The 17,405-nt window shown below is 39.4% G+C and carries 10 protein-coding genes; all 10 read right to left on the bottom strand.

Annotated elements, in window-relative coordinates; genetic code table 11:
* Positions 1-16: 16 nt before the first annotated feature.
* The 10 genes from BQ7997_RS23010 to BQ7997_RS22965 all read right to left on the bottom strand — a co-directional run bounded on the left by BQ7997_RS23010 (position 17) and on the right by BQ7997_RS22965 (position 17,334).
* Positions 17-3,322: a SusC/RagA family TonB-linked outer membrane protein gene (locus BQ7997_RS23010; RefSeq protein ID WP_073348195.1), complete on the bottom strand. Its 3,306-nt coding sequence runs from the start codon at positions 3,320-3,322 to the stop codon at positions 17-19.
* A gap of 174 nt (positions 3,323-3,496) precedes the next feature.
* The gene (locus tag BQ7997_RS23005) at positions 3,497-4,486 is read right to left on the bottom strand and encodes a FecR family protein (RefSeq protein WP_073348194.1); all 990 of its coding nucleotides are present in this window, start codon (positions 4,484-4,486) and stop codon (positions 3,497-3,499) included.
* Positions 4,487-4,533: 47 nt separating this feature from the next.
* Positions 4,534-5,073: an RNA polymerase sigma-70 factor gene (locus tag BQ7997_RS23000; protein WP_022140094.1), complete on the bottom strand. Its 540-nt coding sequence runs from the start codon at positions 5,071-5,073 to the stop codon at positions 4,534-4,536.
* Between the two features lie 117 nt (positions 5,074-5,190).
* Positions 5,191-7,539, bottom strand: coding sequence for a glycoside hydrolase family 3 N-terminal domain-containing protein (locus BQ7997_RS22995; protein WP_073348523.1), 2,349 nt, complete (start codon positions 7,537-7,539; stop codon positions 5,191-5,193).
* 73 nt (positions 7,540-7,612) lie between these two features.
* Complete coding sequence (locus BQ7997_RS22990) at positions 7,613-8,689, bottom strand: DUF1573 domain-containing protein (protein ID WP_073348522.1); 1,077 nt, start codon at positions 8,687-8,689, stop codon at positions 7,613-7,615.
* A gap of 65 nt (positions 8,690-8,754) precedes the next feature.
* Entirely contained in the window at positions 8,755-10,032 is a 1,278-nt protein-coding gene (locus BQ7997_RS22985; RefSeq protein ID WP_073348193.1) for a LamG-like jellyroll fold domain-containing protein, read from the bottom strand.
* Between the two features lie 24 nt (positions 10,033-10,056).
* On the bottom strand, positions 10,057-11,271 hold the full coding sequence (locus BQ7997_RS22980; RefSeq protein ID WP_073348521.1) for a DUF1735 and LamG domain-containing protein: 1,215 nt from the start codon (positions 11,269-11,271) through the stop codon (positions 10,057-10,059).
* Between the two features lie 22 nt (positions 11,272-11,293).
* Positions 11,294-12,379, bottom strand: coding sequence for an endo-beta-N-acetylglucosaminidase family protein (locus tag BQ7997_RS22975; RefSeq protein WP_073348520.1), 1,086 nt, complete (start codon positions 12,377-12,379; stop codon positions 11,294-11,296).
* A gap of 24 nt (positions 12,380-12,403) precedes the next feature.
* Complete coding sequence (locus BQ7997_RS22970; RefSeq protein ID WP_073348192.1) at positions 12,404-14,017, bottom strand: SusD/RagB family nutrient-binding outer membrane lipoprotein; 1,614 nt, start codon at positions 14,015-14,017, stop codon at positions 12,404-12,406.
* 23 nt (positions 14,018-14,040) lie between these two features.
* Positions 14,041-17,334: a SusC/RagA family TonB-linked outer membrane protein gene (locus BQ7997_RS22965; protein ID WP_052588029.1), complete on the bottom strand. Its 3,294-nt coding sequence runs from the start codon at positions 17,332-17,334 to the stop codon at positions 14,041-14,043.
* Between the last annotated feature and the right edge of the window lie 71 nt (positions 17,335-17,405).

Here is a 17,405-nt window from a genome sequence, read left to right as displayed (position 1 = left end):
ATTCCTTTCTGGTTTATTAATATTGGAACTTCACACTAAACCCAATGCTGCGTACACTCGGCTGCATAAAATAGTCAAACCCTTGATAATATGTACCTGTAGAAGCCGATAGTTCCGGATCAAAAGGCGCCTTATTATGGAACATGAACAGATTTTTACCAATGAGTGACACTGTCAGGTTTTGTATCTGGTTACCAAACCATTTAGTCGGGAATGTATATCCTAAAGTGGCTTCCCTAAGTCGTACGTTTGTCATACTATATACATAATTAGCCAAAACTCCGGTCGAACCATTACCAAGCACATTATAGTAATCCTTCGCGGTCACACGTCCACTATTAATATTCACTCCCCCATTATCACGTACTATAGCCGATGTTTTAGAAGTCCCATAGTAATCCATCTTCGCTTGTGTAGCCGAAACGCCGACCCCACCGATACGGGCATCAATCAGAAAACTTAAATTAATACCTTTCCAGCTAAAACTGTTATTCCACCCCCAGTTAAAACGAGGTGCCGTACTACCTGCTTTTATCCAAGTGTTCGGATCGGCTTCTATCGCACCGGTATTCGCATCCACTTTAATATTTCCCAAATAGTCCATCTTTAGCCCCGTCACATAAATGTCACTCAAAGTACCTCCTTCTTTCACTATCATTTTATAGCTACCTTGTGGGTTGAAAGGTTCTATTTCCGTGATAGAGATAGGTTCTCCTGTTATCGGATTGGTAGCACCACCGGGTAATAAATAAACAACCTTATTACGGTTCATTGTAAAGGTCAGATTGGAGTTCCATTTTACAGGTCCAAGATTGGTATTGATACCCAAACGTGCCTCAATACCCCAGTTATTCACTTTTCCTCCATTCAGCATGTAATTACTGTAACCTGTACTTGGCGGCATAGTATAGTTAATAAACTGGTTGAAAGTATTACTGTTATAATAGGTAAAATCAATATTCAGTAAATTCTGGAACATTCTTAGATTCATACCAACTTCAACAGATTTTGTACGTTCAGGTTTCAAATCCGGATTCAATAATCTTGAGGAAGTATTGATAACACCATCTTTGACTGTATATGTCGGCATTGTAATCTGTCGCATCGGCGGATTACCGACCTCACTATAAGAAGCCCGGACCTTTAAAAAGGAAATATATACTTTCGACAAATCGACTATCTCACTGACAACAGCAGATATACCTACCGACGGATAGAAAAATCCACTTTTCTCATTATCAGTATTAGCCAAAGTAGAGAACCAGTCATTACGGGCAGTTAAATCCAGATATGCCCAGCTTTTATATCCTAACTGAAAAGTTGCAAATACAGCTTGATTATTATCAATATATCCTGCCTGTTCAGCTTTAGTATTCGCCCCATTCTTGCTTATATTATTGAACGAGAAAAAGTTCGGAACAGTAGCCAGATGTCCTTCATAATTTGTCATCTCATAAGTCTGATGGTTGAAACTGCCTCCCACATTGGCTGTGATTCCCCAGTTTTCCCAACGCTTATTAATTTGGATCATTGCATCTCCATAGGTGTTCTTATATCCTGACTTCATGTTCATATAATTACCATATTCTGATGCAAATAGTTGATCGGAAGAAGCTGCTATTTTACGTTCGTACGTGTCATTGCTATTATCTACACGCATACGCCCCACAACGTTCATCCATTCAAATACTTTATAATTCAAATTTGCCGAGAACATATAACGTGATTTATGATTACTCATATTCTCACGATTTACGATCCAATAAGGATTTTCGATAGCCATTCCCTGATTACCATAAGGCCAGTATTGCACATCATAATATTTCTCACTATTATAACGTTCATATACTTTATACTTATTCAAATCATCTCCTCTAGGCATAAGGTACAATGCAACAAGCGGATTATGATATTGCCCCTGAGACATCATGTTGTTATCATTCGTTATAACATAAGAAGCACTCATGTCCAATGTCAGCTTATCTTTAATTAATTCAGTCGTATTACGCAATGTAAAATTATACCTGTTATAAGTGTTATTAGGAATAATACCACGTGCATTGGTCGACGCTGCCGAAAAATAGGTCTGATTACGGTCATTACCTGCGGACAAACCTATAGAGTTAGTTTCTGTGAAACCTGTTTGAAAAAAGTCTTTAGGTTCCCATGTCGCATTCTTCTTAGCTCCCCAGCTGGCAAACTCACCTTCTACCGAACCATAAGTAGTCTGAAACTCCGGCATTACTAAAGGGCTCATAAACTGAGTATCGTTCGAGTAATTAATTCTCAGTTTTCCTTCTTCCCCTTTCTTTGTTGTTATCAAAACAACACCATTCGCACCTTGCGAACCATAAAGCGCGGCAGCCGCCGCACCCGTCAATACAGACATTGATTCAATATCGTCCGGATTTATACTGGAAATCCCGTCACTGTCCCCTCCGTCTGCATTCTCATAAAAACTTTTTTCCTGATTAGAACGCATAGAAGACATAGGAATACCATCAATCACGTATAAAGCATTGTTGTCATTCGTTATAGATTTCAAACCACGCATTACAACACGGGTAGAACCACCAATACCTGATGCACTCTGATTAATAGTCACACCGGCAATCTTACCTGCCAGACTGTTCATGAAACTGGCATCCTTTACGGTAGTAAGATCCGCCGCTTTCATTTCCTGTACATTATACGTCAGAGATTTCGTTTCGCGCTTGATACCCAAAGCGGTAACTACGACCTCATCCAGCACCTCATTATCCGGACGCATAGTAATACTATAAAATTCCTTGTCCGAAACGGCGACTAACTGAGTGGCATAGCCAATATAAGAAACTTTCAAAGTGGAATTAGCAAAGGCTGACATAGAAAAATTCCCATCAAAATCAGTAATGGTTCCTGTAGTAGTTCCATCTACCGCCACATTCACACCAATCAAAGGTTCTCCATTCTCATCAACAATTTTCCCTTTTACAGTCTTTGAAGCCTGCGAGTTCGTCTCTTTTTTTTCAGGAACAATCATGATGTACTTATCAGTCAATTTATATGAAAATCCCGTACCTTTCAAAATTGTCTTTAGAGCAGACTCTAATGGCTGGTTTACTATATTCAAAGATAATTGTCTTTGACCCGAAAGTTGTGATTGATTATAAGCGACAGATAATTTGGATTGTCTTTCAACTTCAACCAATGCATTTTGTAAAGTGATTTCTGCTTTTTTTATAGTAATACGAATATTACTTTGAGCGAATGCTGTCGTCTGCAATATAAACAAACAGCAAATAATTATTGTACTTTTAGCTGTTTTTAGATATAAATTCATATCTTCGTAGCGTTTTTAGTGTTAAACTCATAATATTAATTCTATCAAAAATCTAGTATTTTACTTTTTAATACTAAAAAACTTATTTCATATCCGGAACCAGGCGGCATCCTTGTTCCGGATACTTTTTTACATAATGATATATTTTAAGGTTAAACAATCAACAATCTTGTTCTATCTCACAATTTTCATATAGCAAATATTTTTATCTATCTTATAAGTGAATTTTCCGGTGACTTCTTTCATCACTTCCATCACTTCTTCAATATCTGCATTCGCACTAAAGCTGAAATTATATTTATCGTTAGTAAACAAGCTTGTACTATATTGGAAAGTTATATCAAAACGTCTTTCCAAAGTCTGCAAAATCTCTTCCATTGTACTTCCGCGGAATACGATCTGTCCTCTCTGCCAGGCTGTCACATCTTCCAGGTTAGCATCCGCAATTTTACTTTGAGCGGTTTTCCGGTTATAAATTACCTGTTGCCCTGGGTTCAAAATATAAAAATTATCAGATTGTTCATACCCCACTTTTACCTTACCTTGAATCAAGGTAGCAACAATTTCCGGTGCTTCCGGATAGGCGGCTACATTAAATTCCGTCCCCAAAGCTGTTACAGACATATTCGCAGACCGTACAATAAATGGCTTATTCGGATTCTTCTTTACTTTAAAATCGGCCTCACCGACCAAATAAACAGTACGGGTATCTCCCTTAAAGGCGTCCGGATAAAGCAGTAGGGTTCCGGAATTTACATGGACACGGCTACCATCCGGTAATTCTAACTCACGTGTTTTGCCATCAGGAATATATTGTTCAATCATTGCGATTGTCTCCTCATTAAATGCATTCCTTGTCAACCAGAAGGTACCGGACACAGTTACAACAAACACAGCGACTGCTGCCACATATTTCCAGGGAAATAACCTATACTGTTTTTTAGTACCGGCAGATACACCGATTTTACTATATACATTTTCCAAAGAAGTCCATGTGCCTGAATCAACTTTTCCTTCTGTTTCTTTCCATAATGCATTCAATGCCGCCTCTTTCTCATCAGCATGTTCTTCATCCAATAACCATTGATGTACTTCTTTGGTTACATTCTCACTATGCCCGGAAGCTGTGAATACATTGATAATTTTTTGAATATAATTCTTCATTTTAGATTTGCCTTATATAATATAGACAACTTGCTAAAACGGACTACTCAACCGAAATAGAAAAAAAATGCAATTAAGATGACTTTTTTTAATTCTTGTAGTGCAAGATAGATGTGGCGCTCCACTGTACGGACAGAAAGTTGCAGTCTATCAGCGATTTCCTGATTGCTCATACCGTTTTTCCGACTCATAGAAAACACTTTTCTACGTTGTTCCGGCATGTTATCCAAAGTAAGCTTTATCAAAAGTTGCAGTTCCTTCGCATAAAGTTTGTCGTATGTATCAAATTCAAAAGAAGGAGAATCTTCCTGAGACAACTTCTCCTGATAGCTAAGCTCTACCGACTGATGTTTCAAAAAGTTATAAATCTGATTACGGGCCATCGTATAGATATAGCTATCCCATGTTTCCTTGTTCTCCCATATTTCCGGATTATCCCACAGCTTGACAAATATATCCTGAGCAATATCTTCAGCATCCTCCTCCGAATGTAAAATCTTCCATGCAAAAGCCTTTACCTTCGGAAAAGTAAGAATGAAAAATTGCTCGAATTTCTTCTTCTTTTCTTGTTCACCAATATGTGTCATCAGAGATTTGCGGTTATTATCATTTTTATGGAAGCCAAAAGTAGATGCTTTTGGATAAAAAAACAAATAATAGCAGCAATAAAAGTTATTTTAGAAAAATGAATATACGTCAGTTACTCATCTTACTAAAATAGAATCTTTCAATCTGATATCATCCGAAGAACAACCAACCATTATCTGAAAGGTTCCAGGTTCAACAACTTTTTCCAACTTCTGATTGATAATGGATAGTTCATCTTTTGTCAAGGTGAAAGTAATTGGCTTTTTCTCTCCTTTCTTTAAGAAAAAACGTTTAAACTGCTTCAACTGCTTCATTGGCTGTACAACTGAAGCATATTCATCTCTTATATAAAGTTGCGCCACTTCTTCACCATCATATTTTCCTGTATTCTCCACCCTAAATGAAACTTCATAATGATAAGGAGATGTAGAAGTTACCTGCAAACCCGAGTATTCAAAAGTGGTATAGCTTAGTCCATAACCAAAAGCATATAACGGCAATGCGGACATTTCTACATAATCATGGTTTTGAGGTGCTTTCTTATTATAATATACAGGTATTTGTCCTACCGAACGAGGTACGGTAATTGGCAGACGGCCTGCCGGATTATAGTCCCCGAACAAGACATCAGCTATGGCATTTCCCCCTTCCTGACCGGGATAATAAGCGGTCAGTAGTGCGTCGGCATATTCTGCCGGCCAATTCTTTTCTAACGGACGACCTTCAATATAAACTACAACCAAGGGCTTTCCTGTCCGCTTCAAGGCTTCTAATAATTCTTGCTGCCTGCCAAGTAAAGACAAAGTGGCACGGTCAAACCCTTCACCACATTCCATATCGCTGATATTGCCTTTATCCGCAACTGCCGCTCCTGTCTCCTTATAGCTCGTTTTAAAATCACGGGCACTAGAGCCCCCCACTACTGCAATTACAACTTCGGAACGCAGGGCAGCTTCGACCGCTTTCTCTATTTCATTTATTGTAGTATCACGGATAGCGCAGCCTTTCACATATTCTACACGCGATGGAGAAAGTTTGGCAACAATCCCGTCAAGTACGGTTTTTACATTCCCGTCTTCTTGGGGTGCAGTATAATCTCCTAACATATTATACTGATTATCAGCATTAGGGCCAATGACGGCTATCTTATTTATATCTTTACGCAAAGGCAATATGGAGTTCTTATTCTCAAGCAGAGTGATAGAAGCCTGAGCTATTTTCCGTGCCAATTCAATGCTCTCCCTGCTACGTACTTCCCTCGCTGCCATCTTCGGATCGACATAAGGATGTTCAAACAACCCCATCTCGAATTTCATCCGCAACACCCGGCAGACGGCCGTATCAATTACCGCTTCGTCAACTTGCCCGCTCTGAACCGCATGACAAAGGCTCGTATAAGCATCTCCGCCCAAATCCACATCTACACCTGCCGTAACAGCCTGTACCGCGGCATTTTCTTTGGTCGGAGCCACAAAATGACTTTCGTGAATCCCTTCGATACTATACAAATCCGATACTACAAATCCACGAAAATTCCATTCGTTACGTAGCAGTTGAGTCAACAGATAATGATTTGACGTACAAGGAACACCATCAATTGAATTATAGGAAGTCATTACGGATAGCGCTCCTGCATCTATTGCCTGACGAAAAGGGAGTAGAAAATTCTGATGCAAATCCCGGACGCCTATTGACGCATAATTGCCATTCTGCCCGCCCTCCGGCACTGCATAAGCCAGGAAATGCTTCAAAGTAGCTATGGTAGCATATTCCTGTGACAAGTTGCCGCCACCTAATCCGGCAACCATAGCAGCTCCTAAAGTACCGCTCAACACAGGGTCTTCACCGAAAGTTTCTTCCACACGCGACCATCTAGGATCATGGGTCAAATCAAGCACAGGCCCGTAACTGATATGCCCGCCCTGGGAACGGATTTCTTTAGCGATGACCCGCCCTACCTCTTTAATTAATTCAGGAGCCCATGTTGCCGCCATTCCTATGCCGGTAGGAAAGACAGTAGTTCCAATAGCCATATGCCCATGAGGGGCTTCTTCCGCGAGGAAGACAGGAATCCCCAGACGGGTATTCTCAATTACATATTTTTGTAACGCGTTTCCTGCCTTAGCTGCCAATTCAGGTTTAAGTCCGTTTTCCAATGTTTTCTTTGTCCACGGGTCAGCCCGATAGGTTGCCCAAAGCATTCCTACTTTTCTTTCTTTAATCAATTGCTTGAACTTTCCGGAAGGATGAACCTCACTACCATGGATTTCATACATTTCCCAACCTAAAGGACAAAGTAACTGACCGACCTTTTCTTCTAAAGTCATGCGGGAAAGTAAATCTGAAAGTCTTATATCTATTGACAAACTGGGATCTTTGTAAGCAGGTAACGAGGAAGAGGATTGAGTAAACCCCAAAGTACATACCATCTGTACTATCACCAAGATATACAATCGTTTTATCATAATGTTATATATAGTAAAATGACTCAATTAATTTATAGTGTATTTCTAATCTTTCAAATAGAGATATTCAACCCTACTTACCCATTTCTCCTTCAAATATAACTGTATGTACAGGCTGATGAGTATCATTTGTTATCAACTTGACCTTTGCATCCAATAGATGGTTTGAAGATGATACATTTAATTCAAACAGAACCTCCAAACACTCATTTTGCTTCAAAACCTTTTCACCCCGGATATTAGTAGAAACAAATTCCGGACATTCTATTTTACGGATAATAAGAGGATTCGCCCCTTCATTAGTAACTTTAACTTTTCTCTGAATATGCTTTTTTAATGAGATATTCCCCAAATTTAAATAAGACTGTGAACACTTCATCCGGGGAGCAGTTGCCGTGCTCACTTTTCTCATATCATCAATCACTGTACCAAAGATTTGTATAGGAGAACTGTGTACGGAATTGGCAGTAATAATAATCTTATCTTTAAATGTACCGTAAAAGCCTTTTAAAGGAGAAGCCGTTATTTTTATAGACGCACAAGATCGACCTTGAAGAAATGATGGCATAGATATCGACAGACACCCACTCTTATCCAACAGCGAGTATGACAACTTGACCATTTTATCCGATCGGTTATAGATTCTAATTTCTAATTGTTTCGGTCTCCCATTCTGTTGTAACAGATCATAAGATAGAGTCATTCGGTCTGCCAGAATATCTGATGATAAAGAATAAGGATATTCATCTTCTATACGATTCATTGTATGTATCGTACCTTTTACCCAAAGAGTATTGACACTTTGCCCTGAATTAGAAACAACCCTTATACTCTTAGAGAAAAAGTTTGTCCGCCCTTTAGGATCGAATGTTACGGTAATAGTACCTGTATGCCCTGATTTTACAGGTTGTTTACTATAAACAGGAATGGCACACCCACAAGTTGAAATCACTTCTTCAATCACAACCGGAGAAGTATGCATATTAGTAAAATGAAAAGTATAACTCACTTTGCCTCCTGTTTCCTGAATATTACCAAAATTCCAAGTAGTAGTATCAAAACGCAATACAGCTTTTCCCTGTTGTTGGGCACATACGCCAACAGTAGAGCACAGTAAAACGATCAAAGCTGACATAAAACGTTTCATCATCATTTCTTTAAGTTAATATTGGGAGTTACGTAAAAACACAATAACTCCCAATATAAATTTACATTTTAATTATCTTGAGGCAAATCATTGAATTCTGCATTCCAGCTGATATTTGCCGAAGCCGGGAAAGTTAAATCACGCCCATTACCCGAACTGTCCTTCAATGTATTTCCTTCTCCTTCATCCAATTTCCAATAGCCATATAAATCCGAAGAAGATGGAGAAGCTATTGTACGCAAGTTAGCTTTCACTTCTTCCGCTGTCAGACATTTCTTCCACATACGAATATCAGAAATCAGACCATCAAAATACATACTTGATGTATTACCAAATTGAATACCGGTCAACGTATATCCCACCTTGAATCTTTGAGAAGAGGATGGCCCCCAACGTTTGGTCGGTTTTGCAGAAGCAACTTCCTCACCGTTAACATATAAACGATAAGCAACATCTGTATTCTGGCCGGTTTTTGTTCCGTCACAAGTAATGGTCAATCTTACCCATTGATTAGCCGGCAACTTTATATTTTGATTAGCCAATGTCAAGTCACATTGACGATTACCGATATTAGATGCTCCCGCTGTACCGCTTACACGTAGTTCACAACCACTAAAAACCTCATTATTATGGTTGGTATCTTTACCACGCCATGTACCAATGTAATTAGTTCCACTGTGCCAGCTATATGGATATATAAGCATTTCAAACGTATGTGTATTATCTTCAATCGTAACGACTTCATCATTGGCAAAACTTAACGTACGATACATATCCGTTGAATAAGAACTCATATTCAATCCCGGTATATAATCCAATTCCCCATCAATGCTAATCGTAAAATAAGAAACAGAACGAGTGTCCGTTACAAATTGTCCTACACATGTTTCATCTATTGTTGCAACAATAGGAAGCAAATATTCTTCACCTTCCACCAAACCGAACAATGATGAAAACTTAACTGATAAGGAATTGGATTCTTGCTGTCCTGCCTTCACTATCGCATTTTTAGCTTGCAACTCATAGACAAAAGCGGGCATCATCTTATAAGACGTGTTATTTGCAGCATTATAAGCCTCTACCATACTTTCGTCCACGGCAATGTCACACAATAAAGTAGTAGCAGCAGGTTTATCCAGTTTGATAGTATAATCATAAACATAGCTTCCTGCATCCAGTATCTCCCTATAATCAATAGAAACAAGTCCTGCTTCCGACTGTGGCATCTCTATTGTCGGCAATTCAATAAAATCATTGTCATCATCCGAACAGGATGTGAATCCTACTCCTCCCAATAAAACAAGCAAAAGGAGAGTTAATCTATTTATATTGTTTTTCATTATCATACAGTCTATTCATTTATTATTACCTTATTCAAGACATTTATTCGTATCATCATAAGTCCAGTCAATCGTGATTCCATTCTTATAACTGATATCACGCTTGGACGGAGATAAATCATAGAAAGTAGTTCCTTCTCCTTCATTCATTCTCCAATAAGACACAAGCCCATTGGTAGAAGGATCTACCCCACATACATTTGCTTTAATTTCACGAGCAGACAAAGGACGAGTCCAAAGGCGCATCTCACTCAAACGACCATAAAACAATTGTGAAGATTGATAACCTTTTGAAGGCATACCGATCTGTACTCCATAAAGCGCATATTCATACGGAGCAACTGTCATTGAGTTATCTTTCTCTCCATTGATATACAATGTCAACGTACTGCCGTCATTTACCAAGGCAACAGCATACCAGGTATTTAAAGCAAAGCGAGTATTCGATGACATTTTACCCTGTTTAGTTGTTACATGCAACTGGTTCGGCTCATCCGTTCCTTCACCAAAACGAAGCAGGTTCTGGTCACATTTAAAGCCTCCATCATCAATCGCTCCCCCTTCTACAGACGCTTCACTACCTCCAAATGAGCAAACACGGGTAGTACCGGAAGCTCCGGAAGAACGAAATTGAGTAGCGTAAATCTTCACTTCCCATGTATAAGTAGGCAATGAAGGAATAGGCTCTGGAAGTAAAAACTGATAAGCCATAGAAGCCTGTCCTACATACGGAGCATGGAAGCGCAATGTTCGGGATACTTTCAGAAAAATAGTACGTCCTGCTTCTATAATATCCAGATCTCCCGTCGCACTTTTTATGGTAACCGGTATCAAATAAACACGTCCCGGAACAAAATCCGAATCATCGGCAATTGAAAGAGAGGCAGCAGAAGAAATTGCCTGTCCTGCTGAAATCGTAACCTCCGGATTTTCAAATGTATATGATTTATCCGGAATGGGATAATAATTGGTTCCCATTTCCTGATTATAAGTATCAACCAGACTTGCATCAACAGCCAGATTCACCTGAATATCCGATTCAACGCGAGAAGTTGAAGTCACAGAAACAGCATACGCAGATGGAAATCCATCAATGGCAAACTTCACCAATCTATCCGAAGATGTTCCGGTCATTAACAACCCGTCACCTTTTTGAGCGGCTTCCTGGCATCCCTGCAGCATAAAAGAAGCTATTCCTATCAAAGCAGCTCCCCATATCTTTTTTATATTATTCAATGTTTTCATACCTTGCATACAAATTTAAAATTCATCCATTTTCTTCTTCTGTTTCTTGTTTAGTAGACTGTTGTACAGGCTTTCCGGCAGGATTTTGTTCCTGAATACCACGCCGAAGACTATAATAAGGAATAGCGGCTTTCTCTTTATCACCTATAGCCTGATTAGCAGGACGAGTGGTATTGTATTCATATTCAAAATAATATCCGCCGAATCCGCCTTTTCGTCCTTGTGTAGGATTCCAGCGTGCCATACCTATTACAGAATAGATTGGATTGCCCCATGAATCTACTTTATTTCCATCAGCTTCCGTAAATGCGACTCCACCATTCTGCCAGTACCATCCCATTTGCTCCGTAGCAACGAATTTTTCAGGAGGGCACCAGCTGCTAAGCTGGTCAAATTTAGATTGCAAAGTTTGAGCACTACCGGTGGTGTAACATTGTCGTACAAAATAATCGACATAAGGTTCTGTTTCCTTAGGAGGCAGCTGATTATAGAAGTCAACAATTAATAATTTGCCTGTACCCGATTGAGGACCGAAATAATTTCCCAATACCTTTATAAACTTTGTAAAGTTATCATTTTGCAACCAGTCGCCTTCCGGTTCGTAGTCCAAGTCCAAACCATCCAGATCATTACGCAACACACATCTCACAAGATGTAAAGCATAAGCCTCGATACCTGCGTCTGTTTTAGGAAATTCCGTACTCCCAATACGGCAAATCGTACACATCACAACGCGAGTCCCCTTTACCGTACGGATATAATTCATTTCCTCATAAGCAGTCGGCAAATAACGCTCGTTATAATAACTCGTTTCTACATAAGCCGGATTGTTGGAAGGAATACCTGACCACAGACTGACGATGTCCAGACTATCCGGCAGACCTGTGAAATGAAGTCCCTGCGAAGGAGATGCTTCTGAAGTATAACCGGCATACCAACCGAAACAAATAGCATGATCTGTTTTCTTATATTCACGCAGGTTCTGATAATATTCTTCATTATAAGTATTAGCTGCCTGTATAACTTCAGGTTCAATATCCGTATCACAACCACTCACAACAAATGTCAAGAGACAGGTGAACAAAAAATATACATAATTTCTTTTCATATTCTGCATTATTTAAGTAACCAATTATTTATTAGGCACATCCCACCACAATCTGACACCCGGGTTATCTACGCCACCTAAAAGTGTGATGCCTTTATCCAACTCTGTTCTATTCGTATTATATTCCGATTCCGGATAAGGTAATCTGCGGATTTGTATATTTGTGTCTACAGAACCTCCGGAACTTTCGTTCACAACAACCGGAAATACTTTCGGGTAACCGGTACGGCGGAACTCTGTCCATGCCTCTTGTCCCACCGGATAAAGAGCAATGTACTTTTGAGTAATGATTTGTTCCAGATTTGTTTTAAAATCTCCCGATTCATCCCAAGCGATAGAAACAGTCCCCAAAGCATCCATGGAATGAGATGATGTCACCGGATCCTCATAATTGGCAGGCACATATCCACCCGCCGCAGTTCTTGTCAGATACGCGTCAGCTCCTGATACACCATGTTCATCAAAAGACATTCTTATTCCATCTTCATAATACTTTTTAGCATCGCCATTCGTTCCCCAACGCAAAGCATATTCCGCCAACAAGAAATATGATTCAGATGAACGCATCCACACTACATTGGAAGTAGCGGTTGCCTGTGGTTCGGCAAAGATTCCTGTTATATATTTATCCTTACTTACGTCCTTTGACATTCCGGCTCTTATACCCCGATATTTTCCACCCGTACCTGCCTCGAAGTAAGCAGAAAGTCGTGGATCCTGATAACCATTCATGTATGAATCCAGCGTCGCTCCCATACAAATATCATCCCATCCTTTCAGAATATACAGAGGACTTTCATAAGTCGCTATCGGAGTAATATGCTGAAGTTCTGCTAAATCAGACTTCACATTCATCAATCCATGACTATTGCCAATAGCCAGTTGGGCTTCACTTTTTGCCTTTGTTTCATCTACATAGGCAAGATGCAATGCAAGACGCAAACGAAGTGAATTGGCAAACTTTATCCAAGATGTAACATCACCGTTGAACACACAATCCCATGATGACAAAACTTTACTTCCAGATGCAGCATAACTATCCAAGTTATTGATAGCTCCATCCAATTCTTCAAAGAATCTGTAATAAACATCCTTTTGCGAATCATAAGGCACTTCTTTTGAAACTCCAAAATTCAAATAAGGAATAGGGCCATAGGTATCTGTCACACGATGCATTGCCGCTACTTTCAGAATCTGCGCCATAGAAAACCGGGGATCTTCGTCATTGTTAATCGCTTTTCTTATTTCACGCCAGGCATTCATAGTCGTCAGGTAATTGGTAGTGAACATATCACCATACCAACTTCTTTTATCCCAATTGTAACGACCGGCAGAATTGATACTGGGAGCAGGAAAACCAAAATAGCCGACATAACCATCTCCACCCATCACTTCCACAGTCTGATATCTGTCCGAACCGATATTAAGTCCCGGTTGTGCTACTACCAGTACGTTCTGCTCCATCTGTAAAAGAAGAGAACCAGTTCTCACATTATCCCAATCCGTCATCTCATCGGTTGCTTCATTAGGATTGGTATTGTACTCCAGAAAATTCTTCGTACAACCTACATTTATCATGATTACTCCAAGGAGTAAGTAGTAGTTCCTTATTTTAAAAAACTTACGTATGTTCATCATTATTTTTTTTAAAGGTTATCCAATTAGAAAGAAATCTTTGCAGAAAATCCCATCGATCTCAAACTCGGTTGCATGAAATAGTCCATACCCTGGTTATAAGTACCTGTACTTGCAGTAGATTCCGGGTCAAATGGAGCCTTACAATATAGCATCCATAAATTACGTCCTACAAAGGACACATTCAATCCAGAAATCCATTTACACCATTTATTGATCGGAATATCATATCCCAATGTCAATTCTCCCAAACGAACATTCGTCATACTATATACATACATAGAACCTACATAACCTGTACCATTAGCTCCGATAGTCTGATACCATGTCTGGGCATCAATCATCTGGCCGTTTACTTTCACGCCACCATTATCCCGCGCTTCTGCCGATGTCTTAGACACTCCATAATAGTCCATTACAGCTTGAGTGGCAGAAACTCCGATACCACCTACACGGGCATTCAACATAAATCCGAGACTGATTCCTTTCCAATTAAATTCATTTCTCCAGCTAAGAGTATATTTCGGATTGGTATTACCGGCATAGATATAATTATTCTTATCCGTTTCCAATGCACCTGTCATTGAATTCATCCAGATATGTCCATGTTCATCAGTTCTCATTGTATTCACATAAACATCTCCCATAGAGCCCCCTACTGTTAGCCGTTGTTTGGCACCGCCTAATGAATAAACATCCATTTCGTCCAAATGTACTGTCACTCCCAACTCTTCATTTGTATATTCAGGGAGTAATTGGTCAATGCGGTTTCTGTTGAGCGACCATAGTAAAGTTGTTTTCCAATCTACAGGCCCTATATTCTGTTTAAAGCCAAGAGCTAACTCAATACCTTTATTCGTTACTTTACCTGCATTTACATATAGTTTAGAATATCCGGTTGTTGTAGAAATTTCCGGACTGAAGAGCTGATTCTCCGTATATGTCTTATAAGCTGTCACGTCCAGTGTCAGTTTATTATCAAACAGACCTAAATTAAATCCTCCTTCCCATGAATGAGTTCTCTCCGGTTTAAGGTCTTTTATCGGGAAATAAGAAGTGGTATTCAACCCTCCTAACACTGCGTAAGTAGTGATAGCCCTGAATCTTTCCGGTGCATTACCCACCTCACTATATGAAAGGCGGATCTTTGCATAAGAAAAAATGTTAGATTTCATTGTAAACATATTAGTCAGAATCGCTGAAGCACCGATAGAAGGATATAATATGGAAGAATGATTTGTTCCTGCCAAAGCAGATATCCAGTCATTACGTAACGAACCATCTACATAAACCATGCCCTTATATCCTAATGAGAATGTTCCGAATAAAGAATTGGTACGGTCGTGATAGTTCGTATTTTTATAGGTTAATTTACCGGAAACGTTCGCATTGTTAGAAGTAAACAGATTAGGAATGGTCAGTAATCCGCCGCCAAAATTAAGCTCCTTATAATCCAAATCCAATAAACTGGCACCTAAAGATGCTGTCAGATTCCATGTGTCGTGATAGAAATATTTATTGATATTCAACATGGCATCCGCATATATCTGACTGGTATTCTTGTTCGATTGCACGTATGCTCCTTTATCCGAGTTTTCAGCAATCACATTCAAAGTGGAAGCATACATTTTCTTTTCCGAGTTGATAGTTTCCTTATCCAGTTTCACGCGTCCGGAAACATTCAACCAATCTGTTATCGTATATTTTAGTGAACCGCTTGCCAGAAAACGGTCTTTCTTGTTGGTATACATATTCCGGTTCGTAATCCAGTAAGGATTCTGCATGGATAATCCATTTTCTTTCAATGGCCAGAACTGTGTTTTTATGTTACGGTCTACATCATATCGTTCATAATACTGATATTTCGAGAAATCATCACCGCGCGGAAATAAATAAACGGGAACCAATGGATTGGCATACTCTCCTTGCGACAACATATTCTGTTCCTTTACATTAGAATACATAAAACTTAAATCCATCGTCAGTTTATCATTCAGCATAGAGGTCGTGTTACGAACAGAGAAATTATATCTGTCCAAGTCATTATTCTGAATGATACCCCGGGCATTCACAGCACCTACGGATACATAGGTTTGATTTTTTTGTGTCCCTGTAGTCAGACTTACAGTGTTTGCTACATTGTAACCTGTCTGAAAAAAATCTTTAACTTCATAATCGGTAGGAGATGACAATTTAGATGCCCAACTATACCACTCTCCTGTTTCCGAACCATACGTATTCTGGAATTCCGGCAATCGGAATGGTGAATAGAAAGTTGAATTATTACTGTAAGTCAATCTGGTTTTATCTACAGCCCCTTTCTTCGTTGTGATAAGTACCACACCATTGGCAGCAGCCGAACCGTATAGTGCAGCGGCGGCCGATCCGCTAAGTACTGAAATTGATTCTATATCATCAGCGTTGAAGTTAGCCAATCCGTCACCGGATTGTCCGGCACCCGTATACTGATCGTCGGGTTGTTCACCTGATATATTAGCCAAAGGAACTCCATCTACTACATATAGAGCGTTGTTATTACCGGATATAGACTTCGTACCACGCATTACCACACGGGCACCACCTCCAATACCGGATGAACTTGCATTGATATTCACACCCGCCACCTTACCGGCAAGACTGCTCATCACATTCATATCTTTCGCCTTTGCCACTTCGTCGCCGCCAATCTGCTGCACATTGTATGTCAAGGACTTGGTTTCGCGTTTAATGCCCAAAGCCGTTACAACAACCTCATTCAAGACTTTTGTATCTTCCGTCATCACAATGGAAAGCGATTTATTATCTGTAACCTTCACCTCTTGAGAAGCATATCCAATATAAGAGATCTCCAATACCGCTCCCTTTTTAGCTTGAATCTGAAAGTTTCCGTCGAAATCTGTAATAGCACCGGTAGTTGTTCCTTTTACTTTCACATTCACTCCGATCAAAGGTTCACCTTTTGTATCTTTCACTGTACCTTTTACCTGAATAGTCGGTTCTTGCTCTGTTACATTCAATTTATTGGTAGACAAGATAATCTGCTTATCAACCACTGTATAAGTAATGTTGGTTCCTTTAAACACCTCATCAAGAATATTCAGGATCTTACCTGAATTGTTTCTCACAGAAACAATACGATTCTTCTGAATTGTTTTATCATTATAAAGGAAAACATAGTCGGACGTCTCCTCTATTTTATTCAGTACCTGTTCTACAGATACATTGTTCATTGAAATGGCAACCCGTGTTCGCTGGGCATAGCCATCTTCGGCAGAAAGTTGTAATACTACTGCGAAAAGTAGTGCTAGACTAATCCTCATAACTAAAGGAAGTTTTAGATTTAAAGCATATTTAGGACATAATGCTGTAAATGAATGATTTTTTTTCATAC

It is taken from the genome of Bacteroides congonensis (assembly GCF_900130125.1).
Classification (GTDB): domain Bacteria; phylum Bacteroidota; class Bacteroidia; order Bacteroidales; family Bacteroidaceae; genus Bacteroides; species Bacteroides congonensis.
The sequence above is the reverse complement of the archived record's forward strand: the minus strand, read 5'-3'. Positions and strand labels throughout refer to the sequence as shown.

Coding starts and splice junctions, on each gene's coding strand:
- BQ7997_RS23010 (WP_073348195.1), bottom strand. CDS start 3,322: ATGAATTTATATCTAAAAACAGCTAAAAGTACAATAATTATTTGCTGT.
- BQ7997_RS23005 (WP_073348194.1), bottom strand. CDS start 4,486: ATGAAGAATTATATTCAAAAAATTATCAATGTATTCACAGCTTCCGGG.
- BQ7997_RS23000 (WP_022140094.1), bottom strand. CDS start 5,073: ATGACACATATTGGTGAACAAGAAAAGAAGAAGAAATTCGAGCAATTT.
- BQ7997_RS22995 (WP_073348523.1), bottom strand. CDS start 7,539: ATGATAAAACGATTGTATATCTTGGTGATAGTACAGATGGTATGTACT.
- BQ7997_RS22990 (WP_073348522.1), bottom strand. CDS start 8,689: ATGATGAAACGTTTTATGTCAGCTTTGATCGTTTTACTGTGCTCTACT.
- BQ7997_RS22985 (WP_073348193.1), bottom strand. CDS start 10,032: ATGATAATGAAAAACAATATAAATAGATTAACTCTCCTTTTGCTTGTT.
- BQ7997_RS22980 (WP_073348521.1), bottom strand. CDS start 11,271: ATGAAAACATTGAATAATATAAAAAAGATATGGGGAGCTGCTTTGATA.
- BQ7997_RS22975 (WP_073348520.1), bottom strand. CDS start 12,379: ATGAAAAGAAATTATGTATATTTTTTGTTCACCTGTCTCTTGACATTT.
- BQ7997_RS22970 (WP_073348192.1), bottom strand. CDS start 14,017: ATGATGAACATACGTAAGTTTTTTAAAATAAGGAACTACTACTTACTC.
- BQ7997_RS22965 (WP_052588029.1), bottom strand. CDS start 17,334: ATGAGGATTAGTCTAGCACTACTTTTCGCAGTAGTATTACAACTTTCT.